This is a genomic window from Verminephrobacter eiseniae EF01-2 (assembly GCF_000015565.1).
Classification (GTDB): Bacteria; Pseudomonadota; Gammaproteobacteria; order Burkholderiales; family Burkholderiaceae_C; genus Acidovorax; species Acidovorax eiseniae.
Map to the genome: position 1 here is coordinate 3,268,468 of NC_008786.1, position 16,034 is coordinate 3,284,501.

Below are 16,034 nucleotides of genomic sequence, written 5' to 3' on the forward strand. Positions count from 1 at the left end.
CCCCGCATGAGTTCCCGTTTGCTTTGCGCCACCTACTGGCGCGCCAGTTGGATCCGCTTTCGCGAGCCCGTCGCCGCATTCGCGCAATGCCAGCCCCTGCTATTGGACAGCCACGACGGCGTGCAGGTGCGGGGCTTGCACTGGACGCCCCGCTCCAACCCCAGGCCCCGGGTGGCGGTGATCGCGGCCCATCCGCGGGTGGACTTCTCGCAGCACTATGCCTTTCCTGCGCTGCTGCGCGCCGGCTACGCTTGCGTCGGCGCCAACCTGCGCTCCATCAACAACGACCTGAACTGCGTGCACGAGCAGTTGCTCATCGACCTGGCGGCCTATGTCTGCTGGTTGCGCGACGCCTGCGGCGTGCAGCAGGTGGTCTGGCTCGGCAACTCGGGCGGCGCAACGCTCGGGTGCTTCTACCAGCAGCAGGCCAAGGCCAGGCCGTCCGATCGGCTGCGCCACACACCGGCCGGCCGGCCGGTGCCGTTGGCCGATGTCGTGATGCCGCCGTTCGACGCGATGATGATCACCGCCGCCCACACCGGACAGGGGCTGGTGCTCAACGAAACCATCGACCCGTCGGTGGTCGACGAGCACAACCCGATGCTGACCGATCCGTCGCTGGACATGTACGACCCGGCCAACGGTTTCAGGCCCGCGCCGCAATGGACGCAATACGACGCCGGGTTTCTGCGGCGCTACCGCCAAAAGCAGCTCGAACGGGTGGCGCGGATCGACGCGCTGGCGCATGCGCTGATCGCCGAACGCAGCCGTGGCGAGAGCCTGTGCGATTGGCCGGGTTTCGAGCAGGCGCCGCTGCCGCTGCAGCGCGCCGCCATCGCGCAGGCGACCTTCACCCCGGTCATCGCAACCTACCGCACCATGGCCAACCCGCACTATGTGGATATCGGCATCGACCCCAGCGGGCGCGGCTACGGCAGCTTGCTGAGCGACCGGCCCGACATCATGAACTTCCAGTTGCTCGGCTTTGGCCGGTTGCAAACGCCCGACGCCTGGTTGTCCACCTGGTCGGGCCTGAGCAGCAATGCCAGCATGGCCAAGACCGCCCCGGCCGTGACCGAGCCGGTGGTCGTCGTGCACGCCGGCCGCGACCTGGACGTGTATCCGCGCACCCACACGCAAACCATCATCGATGCGCTGGCCAGCAGCGACAAGAGCCTGCTGGAGTTTCCCCGCAGACTGCACTACTTCGAGCCCGAAGGCGACGAGCCGCCCAATGCCGGCGCGCTCGAGCAGATGAACCAATTGCTACCCTGGCTGCAGGAGCGTTGCCCGCCATGAACACCGAACCCCAAGCCCTGGACGCAGGCCCACCGTCCACGATGATGGACGACGATTTGTCGCTCAACCTGCTGCTGGAACGGGCCGGCCAACTGTTCGGCAGCAGCACCCTGGTCTCGCGCCTGCCGGACAAATCGCTGACGCGGCACAGCTACGCCCAGTGGTACCGGCGCACCCGGGCGCTGGCGGCCGCATTGCAGGGCCTGGGCGTGCGCAAGGGCGAGCGCGTGGCCACGCTGTGCTGGAACCACCATGCGCATCTGGAGTGCTACTTCGCCGTTCCCGCAGCGGGCGCGGTGCTGCACACGCTCAATTTGCGCCTGTCGCCCGCCGAGATCGGCTGGATCGCCGCCGATGGCGGCGCCCGCGTGCTGATCGTCGACGACATTTTGCTGCCGCTGTACCGGCAGTTTGCCCATCTGTGCCGCTTCGAGCAGGTGGTGGTGTTTGCGTTCTCGGGCGCGCCGGTGGCTCCCGATGGCCTGGACTACGAGCAACTGCTGCGCGCCGCCGATGGCGCCGCCTTCCGGTATGTGCCGCACTGCGAGCGCGACCCGGTCGCCATGTGCTACACCTCGGGCACGACGGGCCGGCCCAAAGGCGTGGTCTACTCGCACCGCTCGGCCATGCTCCACACCCTGACGGCCTGCCTGCCGGACTACTGGAACCTGCGCGGGGAGGATGTCGTGCTGCCGGTCACGCCGATGTTCCATGCCAATAGCTGGGGCATTCCATACGGCGCAGTCATGCTCGGCTGCAAACTGGTGTTCCCCGGGCCGCACCTGCATGCGCCAGACCTGATGGATTTGATGACCGAAGAGCAGCCGACCTTTGCGCTCGGCGTGCCAACCATCTGGATGGGCATCGCCCAGGGCTACAGCGCCGCGCAAGACCCCGCCCATCCCGACCATGGCCGCTGGCGGCTGCCCCCGGGCATGCGCTCGATCGTCGGCGGAGCGGCGGTGCCCGAGTCCCTGATCCGCACGCTGGCCACGCAGGGACTGGGGATCGTGCAGGGCTGGGGCATGACCGAGACCTCGCCGCTGGCCACCGTGTCCTACCTCAAGCCCGAGTTGCGCGCAGCCTCGGCAGACGAGCGCTACCGGCGCGCGGCCATGGCCGGCGTGCCCTTGCCGCTGGTGCAATTGCGGCTGCAGCGCGAGGACGGCAGCCTGGCGCCCTGGGACGGGCAAAGCCCCGGCGAGATCCAGGTGCGCGGCCCCTACATCACTGGCTCGTATGCGGGCATTGGCTCGCCGCCGGACAACTTCACCCCCGATGGCTGGCTGCGCACCGGCGATGTCGGCCACTGCGATGCCCATGGCTACTTGTGCCTGACCGACCGGACCAAGGACCTGATCAAGTCGGGCGGCGAATGGATCAGCTCGATGCAACTGGAGAACGCGCTGATGGGACACCCGGCAGTGGCCGAGGCCGCCGTCGTGGCCATTCCCGACCAGCGCTGGAGCGAGCGGCCGCTGGCCTGCGTGGTGCTCCAGCCCGCGCGCCAGGCCACGCCAGAGCAGTTGAACCGGCATTTGGGCGAGCAGGGCTTCAGCAAGTGGCAGTGGCCCGAGCGCTACGAATTCATGGACGCCATTCCCAAGACCGCCACCGGCAAGTTCTGGAAACTGCGGCTGCGCGAGCTATTTCCGGCCTGAGCGGGTGCCCCGGCCGCCAGATCGCCAGGTCGCCAAGTACGCTATCTGGCCCCCTGGCGCATGGCGCAACCGCCAGGGCCGGAACCCGCCATGCCCGACAGCCGGCGCCTGCCCCGCGATAGGGGGAGATAGGGGGGACAGCGGCCCATGCGCTGCGGCCCCGGCAGCGGCGGCGTGCCGTTGCCCGCGCCAGCGGCATCGGACGGCCCGCCATCGCCTTGCGCAAGTCCAGCCGTCCAGCCGCCATCGAGCGCCACCGAGCCCCTTCGGGCGCCTTCGGGCGCATCGTGCCGTTGCTGCCATGCCGCAGAGCGCCCGTGGGGGTGGGCGGCTTTGGGAAAATGGCGCGCATGGCCAGACTCACAGCGGCGCGTGAAGCCGAAATCTCCACCCGATTGCTTAAGCATTGGCACGAAACGGTGCCGAACGACCGCATGGCGCATCTGGTCAAGGACGCCGCCCGCGGCTTCCTGCGGTCGCTGCAACTGCGGCTGGCCACACAGGGTGTGTCGCTCGGGCACTGGAGCTTTTTGCGCATCCTCTGGGAGCAAGATGGCCTGACGCAGCGCGCGCTCAGCCAGGAAGCGGGCGTGATGGGGTCGACCACGCTGATCGCGCTGCGTGCGATGGAGTCCCTGGGCTACATCCGGCGCGCGCAGATGGCCGGCAACCGCAAGAACATGTATGTCTTTCTCACCCCGTCCGGCAGGGCGTTGAAGCAGAAGCTGGTGCCGCTGGCCGAGGAGGTCAACCGCCTGGCACTGCGCGGCCTGGACGAGGCGGCCATCGCCACCACGCGCCGCAGCCTGCTCGTGATGCTGGACAACCTGGCCCGCGACAACCTGCTGGCGCACGCGCAGGCCGGCGACCGCGCGCCGTAGCTGCGCGCGCGCCGGGGTGGTGCCCGGGCCGGCTTGTCTGCTGCATGGCGCGCAGAACGGGGCGGGTATTGGCTTTCAGCGTGCCGTCCGAACCGCCCGCGCCGACGGCCATGCAAGCGCACATGGCGCGATGGCCCGGCGTGCGTTTCACCGGCCTGCACGCCCGGCGCTGGTGCGCGCCAAGGTCACGTCGCGGTCTTCGCGGGCCGATTGCAGCAGCGCCAGGCAGACCTCCAGCGTGGCGCGCGCCCATGGCCCGTCGTGCAGCGGGCGGACACCTTGCGCGATGGCGGCGTACAGCTCGGTGATGACCTCGTGGCGCGGTATCGCGGGCGCAGGGAGCCGAACCAGCGCGCGCCGCTCGTCGCCGTAGACCCAGACCCCGTCAGGAACGGGCCGCAGGTCGGCCAGGTCGCAGGAGACGATGACAGGGCCGAAGTGCTGGTGCGCGGCGGCGGCGGCCGCCGGGGCTGGCCGGTAGTCGGGCCCGCCATAGCTGCTGGCCGCTTTCAGGCGCGCCTCTTCGGCGGCACCGTCGCTGCGTCCATGCAGGCGCGCCAGCCTCTGGCGTGCGCGCCCGTAATCCTGCTGCGCCTTGCGGGCGCCCATCTCCCCGGTCCAGTCGCACCACTCGTCGGAATCGAAATGCCCGTAGCCGCTGTAGCCCAGGCTGGCGAAGGCGCCGGTCTCGAACCACAGCAGCATGCTGTAGGCGCCCTCGGTCGGCCGCTGCGCATCCCAGGCGCCGGTGACGGCACGCACCCGGGTCACGGCGCTTGCGGCCAGCAGCCGCACGATGTCGATCTGGTGCGCCGCCTGGCTGAAGACCACGCCACCGCCGGCCTCGGTTTGCAGTTCTTCGGGGCGGCGGGGGCGGTACAGAAAGTCGGTGTAGTTCAGCGCATGGATCATGCGCACCGGGCCGACGCCGCCGCCGGCAATGATCGCGCGCGCCTTGGCGTAGGGCGCATCGAAGCTGTGGCAATGGCCGACGATGAGTTGCACGCCGGCCGCCCGGCAGGCCGTGATCATTGCGTCGCATTCGGCCAGCGTGAGCGCCATCGGTTTTTCGACCAGCACATGCTTGCCATGCCTGGCCGCGATGCAGGTGTGCCGCGCATGCAGCGCGTGCGGGCTGGCGATGTAGATGGCATCGACCGATGGATCGGCGGCCAAGCCTTCGATGTCCGGGTAGGCCGGTGCGCCGAAGTCGCGCAGGAACTGCGCCCGCGCCGCTGCGCGTGGATCGCAGGCGGCCAGCAGTTGCACACGGCTGTCCTGCACCAGGGTGGGCAGCATCAGCGTGAATGCGCGGCCCAGGCCGGCAACGCCCAGCCGGATCGGACGCTGCGCGGTGCTCACTGGAACGCCTTCGCCTGCGGCTGCGGTGCGAGCGCCTTCGGGCGGCCGGGCGGTGGTCGCTGGAGGACCTTCGCCTGCGGCTGCGGTGCGAGCACCTTCGGGCGGCCGGGCGGTGCTCACAGGTCCAGCACCAACAGAGGCGACTTGGCGCGCGATACGCAAATCATGATCTGCCCGGACATTTCCTCGGGCAGCAGCACCATGTCGCGGTGCTGCGCCTGACCGGCGAGCAAGGTGGTGCGGCAGGTGCCGCAGGTTCCGCTCTCGCAGGAGGAGGGCGCGTTGCAGCCATGCGCGCGCAGCGTGGCCAGGATCGACTGGCCCACCGGCACTTCGAGTTCGCGCTGCGAGCGGGCCAGCCGGATCCTGAAGGGCTGGTCGTCGGGCTGGGCGCGGCCGCCCTCGTCGAAGCTCTCGAAGTGCACATGGCGCGGCGACCAGTGCCCGGTCATGTCGCGCACCGACTCCATCAGTGCGCGCGGGCCGCAGCAGTAGAGGTGGGCGCTGTTCGGCGTCGCCAGCGCCGGCCACAGATCGACGGACTGCAAGGGGTCGCCGTGGTCGTGGTGGATATGCACCTTGCGCTGCCATTGCGCGCTGCGCAGTTCATCGGCGAAGGCGGTGGTTTCGGGCGAGCGGGTCAGGTAGTACAGCTTCCAGGGCGCGGGCGGCGACGCGCCCAGGCAGCGGATCATGGACAGGATCGGCGTGATGCCGATGCCCCCCGCGATGAACAGATAGGCCCGGGCGCCGGCCATCAGCGCAAAGGCGTTGTCCGGCGGCCAGGTCGGCAAAATGCGGCCCTCATGCGCCGCGTCATGCATGCTGACCGAGCCGCCTTGCCCGCCTGGCTCGCGTTTGACCGCGATCACATAGCGATGCCGCTCGGCCGCATCGTTGCACAGCGAATACTTGCGCAGGGCGCCGTCGGGTGTTTGCACCCTGACATGCGATCCCGGCGTGAACGGCGGCAGCGGCGCGCCGTCGGCCGGCACCAGATCGAAGCTGCGGATGCCCTGCGCAACGTCCGTGATCCGGGCGATGCGCAGCGGCATGGGTGTGTCGGCGCGGGTGTCCATCGGGGTCATTCGGGGTCATTCGGATTGGAGGTTGGCCAGCTTCGCGGCCGCCGTGATCCGCGCCGACTCGGCGCGCAGCGCCTTGGCCAACTGCTGCGGCCCGGCGCCGATCGGATCGACGCCGGCCTTGTGCAGCCGCTCGATGATCTCGGGCTGCCGCACGATCTTGCCGATCTCGGCGCTGATCCTGTCGATCAGATCGGGCGGCGTGCCGGTCTTGGCCAGCACCGCGACGGTGAAGGCAAAGTCGAAGCCGGGAATGGTCTCGGCCAGGGTCGGCACCTCGGGCGCCAATGGTGAGCGCCGGGCCGAGTTGATCGCGAGCAATTTGGCCTGGCCCGATTTCACGAAGCCCATCAGCGACGGCGGCGAGGCGAACACCAGGTCGACATCGCCCCCGACCATCGCCGGCACCGAGTTGCCGCTGCCGCGAAACGGGATATGCGTCAGTTCGATGCCCAGGCCCGCCTTCATCGCTTCGGCGCTCAGGTGGTGGATGCTGCCGATGCCCGAGGAGCCGTAGTTGCGCACGCCCGGCTCGGCCTTGGCCTGCGCCACCAGTTCGGCCAGCGTATTGGCGCGCAGCCGCGCGTTCGCCGCCAGAAACAAGGGCGCCGTGCCCACCAGCGCCACCGCAGCGAAATCTTTCGCGGCGTCATACGCGGGCCGTTGCATCATCAACGGGGTGATCGCCAGCATCGGTCCGTCCGTCAGCAGCAGGGTGTAGCCGTCTGCCGGCGACTGCGCGATCACCGAGGCCGCGATGGCGCCGCCGGCGCCGGGCTTGTTCTCGACCACCACGGACTGGCCCAAGGCTGTCTGCAGGGGCAGCGAGAGCACGCGCGCGACCGTGTCGGGCAAGCCGCCTGGCGAGTACGGCACGAGCAGTTTGATCGGCCGGGACGGCCAGGACTGGGCCGGCGCCGGCGCGGTGGCCGCAACGGTCAAGCAGGCTGCGGCAAGTCTGAGCCAGGCGGCGCGGTTCATCGGGCGTCTCCTAAATGCTGTAGGTCTCGTAGGTGGCCGGGTGAAACAGCGCCTGGACCGGCACCACACTGGCAGACAGCCCTTGCGCATGGTGGTGGCGCACAAAGGCTTCGAGCGTGTTGCGCGCAGCGGCGACGCCGTAGGACCAGTAGTCCTGCCCCATGGTTTCGCGCGCGGCTTTCAGTTGTTCTTCGACGAACGGCAGTGTGACCTTGGTGGCCGAGGTGTCGGCCAGCAGTTCCAGCGCCACGGCCTTGGCCTGCGTGAAGGCTTTGAGCACGGCCACCGGCAGCCAGCGGTGCCGCTCGGCCAGTTCCTTGCGGATGCCCAGCACATGCATGATCGGGAACACGCCGGTGCGCCGGTAGTAGTCCTTGGCGGCGGCCGTGGGATCGTCGAAGAGCCAGCCGATGCGCGGGTTCTCCAGCGCCTGCCGGCTCGGCGGACGCGGGGCCATGAAGCCGTCGATGTCGCCGCGATCGAGCAGCTCGGAGATGGTCGTGCCCTCGGGGGCCTGCTCGATGCGAATGTCCGGCGGCAGTTGCAGCCGGACCTTCTCCTGGCGGTCCGGCGTATCGATGCCACCGCGCACCCAGACCATGTCCTGCGGCCGCAGGCCGTGCTCGTCGTGCAAGATTGCGCGCGCCCACACATTGGCCGTCAGTTGGTACTCGGGCAGCCCCACGCGCCGGCCCCGCAAGTCTTGCGGGCGTTGGATGCGGTCTTTGCGCACGTACATCGAGGTGTGGCGGAACGCCCGCGACAGGAACACCGGCACGGCGATGTAGGGACAATCGCCGCGCGCGTGCCGCAGCAGGTAGCTCGACAGGGACAGCTCGGTGATGTCGAAGTCCTGGCTGCGCATGGCGCGAAAGAACATCTCCTCCGGGTTCAGCAGCGAGTAGACCGGGTCCACGCCGTCGATCTGCACGCGGCCGTCGAACAATGCGCGGGTGCGGTCGTAGTCGCCCATCGCGACCGACAGTTGCAGCCGCGTCATGCTGTCAGCGACCCGTGCGTCATGGCGGGCGGGGGCTCGATCCCGGCAGGCTCCCGGCCATCGTCGCTCCAGGTGAAACGGGCCTCGTGGCTGCGCCAGTCCATGGTTTTGGGGATGATGGCCTGAAAGGCGCAGACACCGGACGGGATGGCGCGCTCTGCGGTGCCGATGGCCGGCTCCCCGTTGTCGAGCGCGCGCGCCGCATCGATCATCTGGCGGCGAAACTCGACGATCGCCAAGTCGCTCGCGCCCAGGCGCTCGCGGCTGCGGTCGGCGATCGGGCCCATCGTCAGCCACATCGCAACGTCCTGGTTCGGAAAACCGCTGATGCCGGTGAAGTTGCCCGCCTTCATCGCCTGGCGGTCCTGCCAGAAGCGGTTGTCCTCGTTGCGCAGCGGGCGGTAGCGATCGTCGAGATCGACGCCCACACTCTGGTGCAAATACTGGCGCCAGGTGTGCGTCTCGGGCGTCTGCGCCGGGTGGCCCCAGGCGATGAAATAAAAGGCGGTGTTCGTGTCGTCGACAGGCACGTTCACATTGGCGACGTTGTAGAGGTTGTTCGGCGGGATCAGCACCGTCGCGGGCGCGACGAACACCGTCGAGCGCACGTAGTCGAAGCGGGCGGCGTCGCGGATCGGACGGCGCAGCGCGGCATAGCGAAAGCCATAGCTTGCGCGCTCGACCTGCAGCCGGGGCGCCTTGTCGGTGGAAGGCCGCAGCCAAGCCTTGCCGGTGGCCATGGCGCCGCCGACGGGCGCCGGAACCATGTCCGACGAATGCAGGCTGGAACTGTGCGCCGAATCGATCGCGCCTTCGAGCACCTGGGCCCAGTTGCAGGGCAGCAGCACCTTGGCGATGCTCACGCGCACCTGGTCCGACGGCGCCCACGCGGGCGCGCGAAACTCGGGGGCGCTGCCCTGCGCGCCGAACCAGCCCCAGACCATGCCGCCCCATTCCCGGCTCGGGTAGGCGCGGTGTTTGGTCTTTGCCGCCAGGCCGCTGGCCGCCGGCTCCGAAGCCATTTCGAGCACATTGCCGTCTACATCCATCTTCCAGCCGTGGTACAGGCAGCGCAATCCGCCTTCCTCATTGCGGCCGAGCACCAGTGACGGGCCGCGGTGCGGGCAGGCCTCGGCCAGCACGCCGACGCGGCCGTCGCTGTCGCGGAACACGACCAAATCCTCGCCCAGGACACGCGCCTTCACCGGGGCGCCATCGGGCTCGCCGACCTCCTCGGCGAGACACACGGGCGTCCAATGGTGGCGCATCAGCCGGCCCATGGCGGCATCGCCCTCCACGCGGCAGAGCAGTTCGTTTTCTTCCTTGGTCAGCATGGGGCAATCTCCGGTCAAAGGGGGGTCACAGGGGTACAGGGGGGGTAAGGGGGCGGTCAGCCTGCGGCAGGGGCGACGAACGGTTCGATCCGGCGCCGCAGGACGATGGGCGCGCCACCCAGGCGCTGCTTGCACAGCCAATGGGCGAGGGCGGAGTCGAGATAGTCCGCGTGGCCGGGAAACCATTGCAGCAGCGCATCCGCAAGAGGGCGCGCGGCGCCGAAGTCGGCGCGCGCGACGCGGCGCTGCACGCCCTCGATCGAGCGCATCACGGCCGCATGCTCGTCGATGTGACAGGCCCGCGCCGGGAAGGCCGATGCGGCCATCCACTGGTCTTCGGCGCCGAAATGCGCGCGCGCATTCAGCGCCAGCGCATCCAGCGCCGCAGCGACGGCATGCTCGGGCGCTTGCGCCAGCGCATGCACCAAGGCGAGGAACTCCTCGTGCAACCGATCCATCGGCGCATAGCCAAGCAGCCAGCCGTCGTGGTCGAGGTGTGGGCCATCGTGGCCACGGCGTGGGCCATCGTGACCGATGGGGGAACTCGATTCGGCAGAGCGCATGACCGTGACTTGCAAGACGAAAAATGGTTAGTCGTCTAACTATATTGATGGAAACCAAACCAGTCAAACGGGCCGTCTCGGCCAGCGTGGTGCACATGGTGCGATAGCGTGGCACGGGTCCGAGCGGGCCTCTGCGCGCCAGCCAGCGTCGACCTGCCCGGGCGGGCGTTGTCCGGGTATGGCGGCCCGTGCGATCAGCGCTTGGCCAGTGCGTATATCCAATGCCCATGCGCCGCCACGCGCAGGCGCTGCCCGAGGCGGCGCGCAGACCGGGGGTGTCCGAGAGCGCCGTTTGCCGGCACTGGGCCAAGGCCCATGCCGCGCAGTGGGCCTGGTGCGACGAACGCAGCCCGATCGGGCCGGAGGTGCCGGTGGATATGCCGGTGAATGGGCCGGTGAATGGGCCGTTGGAGGCAACTCAGAAGAACTCGCCGCGCGCTTGCAAAAGAATGCCGACATACTGGTCCATGCTTTTTTCCATGCGCGACGTGGGGCCTACGAGGGACAGGGCGGTGACGCGGCCGTTGATTTTCCCGGCGATTCCGATCGCCGTGACGCCTTCTCCGCCTTCATCCCGGGCGGTGAAGGTGCCTTTTTTGATGCCTTCCTCGATCTCCTTGCGCAGTTGGCCGCGATCCTGGATCGAATGCGGCGTGGCTTGCGTCATCGGGAGCAGATCGATCAGCGTATCGCGCTCGGCCGGCGCGAGCGCACCCAGGATCGCCTTGCCGAGTGCGGTCGAATGCACGTCCAGTTCCGTGCCCGGCAAAAGCACGTAGCGCAGTGCGCGCGGGCTTTCCTGGCAGGAGAATATTTTGATTTTGTTGCCGACGAGATAGCCGCACATGGAGGTCTCGCCAGAGCGCTTGGAAAGCAGTTCGAGCGCCTCCGCAGCGAACATCTGTAGCGGATCGGTCGGCACGAAGCGCTGGACCAGTTCCCCGAGCCGGGACGTGGGATACAGCAGGCGGCCCTTCGGTGTGCGCAGCAGATAACCGGCCTCGATCAGGGTGTAGACGAGATCCGAGCAACTGCTGCCAGCAAGATCGAGCGCCTGGGCCAGGTCGGAGTTGGTCAAGGGCCTGCGCTCGCGCGCGAAGACTTCGAAAACTTGCAATGCACGCTGTGCGGCCGGGACGATCTGTGGCATGGATTGGATCGAATTTGCTTATTGGCGGGGCATTGAAACACAGTCATTTCCGCTTGAAAGCAGAACGAAATCAAACGCTTGGCAGCGCTTGGCGGTTCGCCGGAGATGGGGCTGCAGGGCGCATGCAACCTGGTGTCGCGTCACTGATCATCTGTCGGTCTGCGCTGGCCATCGAAGCGCATCGCGGCGTTGCATCGCTTGCCAATACAGCTCGGTATGGGCTGCGCGCTGCGCCTTGCGCTGCGCTCCGATGGCTGCGCGCAGCCTACGACATCTGATCCGTGACGCGACACTAGGTTTGCCCGAAGATCGAGGGCGCCGGGGGCGGTGGAACAGGCGCAGTCCGGTGTTTCAGCAGCGAAGGTTTTCCGGCGCGCTGCGGTCTGGCCGACCTGTGTCACCGCGATGTGGCTGGTCCAAGCTGGTCCGCTTGGGTCTGTTGTGCCTGATGCCGAAGACATGTACGAAATGCCGGAATATCGACGTAATTCATACGCCATAGTGTACGATGGAACGGTATGCCGGATAAAGTCCAGCAACATGGAGACAACGATGGCATTCTGGAAATGGATCGGTGCGCTCGCACTGGCATGCGCGCCGGTGGCCCATGCGGCGGACGACTATCCCGGCAAGCCCGTCAAACTGCTGGTGGGCTTCAACCCGGGTGGCGCGACGGATCTGCTGGCGCGGCTTTACGCTGCAAAGCTGACGCAGAAATTTGGCCAGTCGTTCGTGGTGGACAACCGCGCCGGCGCGGGCGGCAATATCGCGGTGGATATCGTCGCCAAAGCCCCCGCCGATGGATACACGTTGGTGATGGCGGCGAACTACATCGCCGTCAACGCGGCGTTGAAGCGCAATCCCTACGACTGGAAGCGCAGCCTGGCCCCGGTGGCACTGATTGCGTCGACCCCGAATCTGTTGGTGGTGCCTGCGGCATCGAAGCTCCACAGCGTCGATGACCTGATAAAGGGCGCCAAGCAAGGCAACCTGACCTTCGGCTCGCCGGGTGTGGGGTCTTCCATTCATATGGCCGGGGAACTGTTCAAGGTGCTGACGGGGGTCGAGATGACGCATGTGCCCTATCGCGGCATTGCGCAGGCGGAGGTCGATCTGATGGGCGGGAGCCTGGACCTCATGTTCGGCAGCATCTCCACGGCGGCGCCGCTGGTCGAATCGGGAAGGCTCCGGGCCATTGCGGTCACTGGCAAGAAACGCACGAAGTTCTTGCCGAACATCCCGACCCTCGATGAAACGGGGCTGCATGGTTTCGATGTCGAAGCCACTTACCTGGTGGTCGCGCCGGCGCACACGCCGGCGCAAATCGTCCATCGGCTGAGCGCCGCGATCGCCGAGATCACAAGGCAGCCAGACGTTCAGCGCGCGATCGAAAGACTCTACGCGCAACCCTTGAGTGGCGGCGCGCAAGAGACGACGGCTTTCTTGCGCGCCGAAGAAGAAAAGTGGGAGCATGTGGTGAAGGTCACCGGCGTGAAGGCGGAGTGACTTCGTGCTGCGGCCCGTCGCGCGTGAACCCGGGGCGGTGGGCCCACCGCACGCCGCACGCCGCAGTCGGGAACGAGCCCGGGGGAATCGTGACGTGACACCAGGCCAGCGCAGGAGTGGCCCGATGCCGATCTCGCCGCCATCGGTGCCGAATGGCGCAGCGCGCGCGCCTGACCGGCAGCGACGCGCCCGATACTGTGGGCCATCCCTTTTTCTTTTCCTTTTCCCGCGCCCATGGGTGATGTCATGAGCCGCAGTCTTGCGGTGCCGTCCGGGCGCAGGCCCGAACCGGTCGCCAGCGCCAAGCTGCTTGCGCCGCGCCCGCCGCGCCGGCTGGTGCCGCGCGATGCGTTGCAGGCGCGGCTGCTGCAAGCCCGGCGCCAGCGCTGCGTGGTCGTGCAGGGGCCCGCAGGCAGCGGCAAGACCAGCACGCTGGTGGCCTGGCGGCAGGCGCTGCTGGCGCTGGACTTCGACGTGGCCTGGCTGTCCCTTTCGGCCGAGGATTGCGCGCCGGCACGCTTTTTCGACTGCCTGCTGGCGAGCATCGGCGCGATCGATCCCGATGCGGTGCGCGAGGCGGCGCTCCTGCTCGGGCAGGGCAACGACGATTCGGCGCTCGAGCATGCCGTGATCACCGTCGTGCAGGCCATCGCGTCGCGGCCACGGGAACTGGTGCTGATGCTCGACGATCTCCAGCACCTGCAAGACGCCCGCATCTTCCGGGCGCTGCAGTGGCTGCTCGACTACGCGCCACCGAAACTGCACCTTGTCCTGACTTCGCGCAATGCCCTGCCGCTGTCGTTCGTGCGGCTTCGTTCGCAAGGACTGGTGAGCGAATTCGACCTGCGCGACCTGCGCTTTTCCGCCGAAGAAACCGGGCGCTTCCTGCGCGAGCGACTGGGCAGCATCGACCTGCGCGACATGCAGGCGCTGCACGAACTGACCGACGGCTGGGTGGCGGGCCTGCAACTGTTCGTGCCCGGCTTGCAGGCCGGGCGGGGCGCCGCATACGCCCGGGCGCAGGCGCGTGATGCGCAGGTCTTTGCGCGCTATTTCGAGCGCGAAGTGCTGGCGCATCTGGCGCATGAAGACCTGGCACTGCTCACCAGGATGGCTGTTTGCAACCGTTTCAGTGCCTCCTTGTGCGCCGCGCTGATGGGGCAGCAGGATGCCGGCGGCATGGCGCTGCGGCTGGCGCGCCTGGACGGCGGGAACCTGTTCATCAGTCGGGTCGGCGGCCATGGCCGCGACGACTGGTACCGCGTGCATCCGCTCCTGCGGGAGACACTGATGGCACGCTTGGAAAGACGCCCCGGCGCCGAGCGCCGCGCGCTGCATGGCGCGGCCTGGCGCTGGTTCGAAGCGCACGGGCATATCGGCGAGGTTGTGCGCCATGCCGTGCTGGCGGGCGACGCGCACGCGGCGGCGGACATCGTGCAGGCTTGCGCGTCCGACCTGATGGCCCAGGGCGAACTGGCCGCGCTCGGCGGCCTGATGCGCAGATTGCCCGCAGCGCAGGTGCAGGCGCGTCTTGCGCTGCGGCTGGCTGCGGCCTACCTGCATATGTACGCGCGCAACATCCAGGCGCTCGAGAGCGAACTGGCGCAACTGCAGGCGCAGTGGGACAGCCTGGACATGCAGCAACACCACGATATGGCGCTGCTGCGCGGCGGCCTGGCCCTGCAGCGCGACGACACCGAGGCGCTGCTGGCGCTCGCGCCGCAGCTTCGGGCCATCCCGGACGACAGGCCGCCCCTCTTTGCCGGGCGCTGCCACCTGTTGGCCTGGATGCTGATGCACCGCGACGCATACGGCCAGGCCCGCGTGCTGCTGGACCAGGCCGCGCAGCAACGAGGCAGCGCGCCGGCGCGTCGTCTGATCGGGCGCTGCTTGGCCGGCATGAGCTACGCGCTCGAAGGCCGCATGACCGAGGCCGAGCAACTGCTGCGCGAGGTTCTGCAAGAGGCGCAAGGGCAAGGCGCGGCCAGGATCGGGGTGGCCAGCATGGCGGCGGGCCTGCTGAGCGACATGCTCTACGAGTGCAACGAACTCGAAGCCGCCTGCAGCCTGCTCGAACCCCGCATCGAAGTGCTCGAGCGCGCCTCGATTCCCGATGCGGTGCTGCGCGCCTTCGTCGTCTTGGCATGTGCGCACTGGCTGACGGGCCGGCGCCTGCAAGCGCTCGGCCACCTCCAGCGCCTGGAAGACTACGCCGCGCGCAACGGGCTCGACCGCCTGCTCGCACATGCGCTACGGCTGCGCATGCGCCTGCACCTCAAGCAAGGCCAGACCATGCAGGCCGACATGGTGTTCGGGCGGATCGAGGTGCTCGGCGCACGGCACGCCGGGGCCGGCAAGGGCACGGCAGCCGAGACCTGGCGCACCACCGAGCGCGCACGCGCCGACATGCGCCTGCACTGGAACGACTTCGGCGCCGCCGTCGACTGCCTCGGAGCGCTCGTGCAGCGCACGGCTTCGGCCGGCCGGCTGCGCACCCTGGCGGCCCTGCAGTTGCAACTGGCCGTTGCGGAATCGGGGCGCGGCAACCAGCAGGGCGCGCGCCACCAGGCCATCGAAGCCCTGCGCCTGGGCCATCGGCTCGGGTTGGTGCGCAGCCTGCTGGACGTGTCGACGAACGTGCCAGCGCTGCTCGATGCGCTGCTGGCGGATGCGGTGCCCGATCCGGTTCTCGCGTTCTATGCACGGCGGCTGCTGGATGCAGCCGCAGCCACGCGGCGCATGGGTGCGGCCAGCGGCGGCGCAACGGACGCCGCAGCCGAAGGCAGCGCCGCCGATTTGCTCAACGCGCGCGAGCGCGAGGTGCTCAGCCTCGTGGCGCAGGCCATGCCGAACAAGAAGATCGCTCGCGTGCTGGGCGTCACACCGCACACCGTGAAGTGGCATCTGCGCAAGGTCTACAGCAAACTGGGCGTCGCCGAGCGCGGCGAAGCGGTCGCGCGCATGCGCGATCTCGCGCTGCCTCGGGAAACCCCCAGGTCCCGCTGAACTGCGGCCAGTGTCGCGTCATCGGTCCGATGTCGCAGGCTGCGCGCAGCCATCGGAGCGCAGCGCAAGGCGCAGCGCGCAGCCCATACCGAGCGTACTGGCAAGCGCTGCAACGCCGCGCTGCGCTTCGATGGCCAGCGCAGACCGACAGATGACCGGTGGCCGGTGACTGGTGACGCTAGCCATCCCGGCTAGTGGCCTGCGGC

General features: G+C 68.5%; 13 protein-coding genes. 6 read left to right on the top strand and 7 right to left on the bottom strand.

What is annotated here, in order from left to right:
- The first annotated feature begins 6 nt into the window (after positions 1-6).
- From VEIS_RS14225 to VEIS_RS14235, 3 genes are all read left to right on the top strand, one after another.
- Positions 7-1,299 (top strand): alpha/beta fold hydrolase, encoded by a 1,293-nt coding sequence (locus VEIS_RS14225; RefSeq protein ID WP_011810653.1) that lies wholly within the window; start codon positions 7-9, stop codon positions 1,297-1,299.
- Positions 1,296-2,960 (top strand): long-chain-fatty-acid--CoA ligase, encoded by a 1,665-nt coding sequence (locus VEIS_RS14230; protein ID WP_011810654.1) that lies wholly within the window; start codon positions 1,296-1,298, stop codon positions 2,958-2,960. The genes VEIS_RS14225 and VEIS_RS14230 overlap by 4 nt, the downstream gene beginning before the upstream one ends.
- A gap of 350 nt (positions 2,961-3,310) precedes the next feature.
- Positions 3,311-3,841 (top strand): MarR family winged helix-turn-helix transcriptional regulator, encoded by a 531-nt coding sequence (locus VEIS_RS14235; RefSeq protein ID WP_011810655.1) that lies wholly within the window; start codon positions 3,311-3,313, stop codon positions 3,839-3,841.
- A 147-nt stretch (positions 3,842-3,988) separates the two neighbouring features.
- Here VEIS_RS14235 and VEIS_RS14240 read toward each other — a convergent pair whose 3' ends face one another.
- The 7 genes from VEIS_RS14240 to VEIS_RS14270 all read right to left on the bottom strand — a co-directional run bounded on the left by VEIS_RS14240 (position 3,989) and on the right by VEIS_RS14270 (position 11,316).
- A complete protein-coding gene (locus VEIS_RS14240) occupies positions 3,989-5,203 on the bottom strand; it encodes a Gfo/Idh/MocA family protein (protein ID WP_011810656.1) in 1,215 nt (404 codons plus the stop codon).
- Between the two features lie 116 nt (positions 5,204-5,319).
- Positions 5,320-6,291: a PDR/VanB family oxidoreductase gene (locus tag VEIS_RS14245; protein ID WP_011810657.1), complete on the bottom strand. Its 972-nt coding sequence runs from the start codon at positions 6,289-6,291 to the stop codon at positions 5,320-5,322.
- Positions 6,292-6,297: 6 nt separating this feature from the next.
- Positions 6,298-7,269, bottom strand: coding sequence for a Bug family tripartite tricarboxylate transporter substrate binding protein (locus VEIS_RS14250; protein ID WP_011810658.1), 972 nt, complete (start codon positions 7,267-7,269; stop codon positions 6,298-6,300).
- Between the two features lie 10 nt (positions 7,270-7,279).
- On the bottom strand, positions 7,280-8,269 hold the full coding sequence (locus VEIS_RS14255) for a PhnD/SsuA/transferrin family substrate-binding protein (protein WP_011810659.1): 990 nt from the start codon (positions 8,267-8,269) through the stop codon (positions 7,280-7,282).
- On the bottom strand, positions 8,266-9,603 hold the full coding sequence (locus tag VEIS_RS14260) for a Rieske 2Fe-2S domain-containing protein (RefSeq protein ID WP_011810660.1): 1,338 nt from the start codon (positions 9,601-9,603) through the stop codon (positions 8,266-8,268). Before VEIS_RS14260 ends, VEIS_RS14255 begins: the two co-directional genes overlap by 4 nt.
- A gap of 56 nt (positions 9,604-9,659) precedes the next feature.
- Complete coding sequence (locus tag VEIS_RS14265) at positions 9,660-10,166, bottom strand: bacteriohemerythrin (RefSeq protein ID WP_011810661.1); 507 nt, start codon at positions 10,164-10,166, stop codon at positions 9,660-9,662.
- 418 nt (positions 10,167-10,584) lie between these two features.
- Positions 10,585-11,316 (bottom strand): IclR family transcriptional regulator, encoded by a 732-nt coding sequence (locus VEIS_RS14270; RefSeq protein WP_011810662.1) that lies wholly within the window; start codon positions 11,314-11,316, stop codon positions 10,585-10,587.
- Between the two features lie 327 nt (positions 11,317-11,643).
- Here VEIS_RS14270 and VEIS_RS14275 point away from each other — a divergent pair, with 327 nt between their 5' ends.
- The 3 genes from VEIS_RS14275 (at position 11,644) to VEIS_RS28790 (ending at position 15,997) form a co-directional block, all read left to right on the top strand.
- Positions 11,644-12,822 (top strand): tripartite tricarboxylate transporter substrate binding protein, encoded by a 1,179-nt coding sequence (locus VEIS_RS14275; protein WP_232287695.1) that lies wholly within the window; start codon positions 11,644-11,646, stop codon positions 12,820-12,822.
- 246 nt (positions 12,823-13,068) lie between these two features.
- Positions 13,069-15,828: a LuxR C-terminal-related transcriptional regulator gene (locus VEIS_RS14280; RefSeq protein WP_011810664.1), complete on the top strand. Its 2,760-nt coding sequence runs from the start codon at positions 13,069-13,071 to the stop codon at positions 15,826-15,828.
- A 10-nt stretch (positions 15,829-15,838) separates the two neighbouring features.
- Entirely contained in the window at positions 15,839-15,997 is a 159-nt protein-coding gene (locus tag VEIS_RS28790) for a hypothetical protein (RefSeq protein ID WP_157048522.1), read from the top strand.
- Positions 15,998-16,034 lie beyond the last annotated feature (37 nt).

Bases quoted from the DNA above. Each gene is read 5' to 3' on its own strand.
- VEIS_RS14245 (WP_011810657.1), bottom strand. From the start codon at position 6,291: ATGACCCCGATGGACACCCGCGCCGACACACCCATGCCGCTGCGCATC.
- VEIS_RS14225 (WP_011810653.1), top strand. From the start codon at position 7: ATGAGTTCCCGTTTGCTTTGCGCCACCTACTGGCGCGCCAGTTGGATC.
- VEIS_RS14260 (WP_011810660.1), bottom strand. From the start codon at position 9,603: ATGCTGACCAAGGAAGAAAACGAACTGCTCTGCCGCGTGGAGGGCGAT.
- VEIS_RS14235 (WP_011810655.1), top strand. From the start codon at position 3,311: ATGGCCAGACTCACAGCGGCGCGTGAAGCCGAAATCTCCACCCGATTG.
- VEIS_RS14250 (WP_011810658.1), bottom strand. From the start codon at position 7,269: ATGAACCGCGCCGCCTGGCTCAGACTTGCCGCAGCCTGCTTGACCGTT.
- VEIS_RS14265 (WP_011810661.1), bottom strand. From the start codon at position 10,166: ATGCGCTCTGCCGAATCGAGTTCCCCCATCGGTCACGATGGCCCACGC.
- VEIS_RS14280 (WP_011810664.1), top strand. From the start codon at position 13,069: ATGAGCCGCAGTCTTGCGGTGCCGTCCGGGCGCAGGCCCGAACCGGTC.
- VEIS_RS14270 (WP_011810662.1), bottom strand. From the start codon at position 11,316: ATGCCACAGATCGTCCCGGCCGCACAGCGTGCATTGCAAGTTTTCGAA.
- VEIS_RS14255 (WP_011810659.1), bottom strand. From the start codon at position 8,269: ATGACGCGGCTGCAACTGTCGGTCGCGATGGGCGACTACGACCGCACC.
- VEIS_RS14230 (WP_011810654.1), top strand. From the start codon at position 1,296: ATGAACACCGAACCCCAAGCCCTGGACGCAGGCCCACCGTCCACGATG.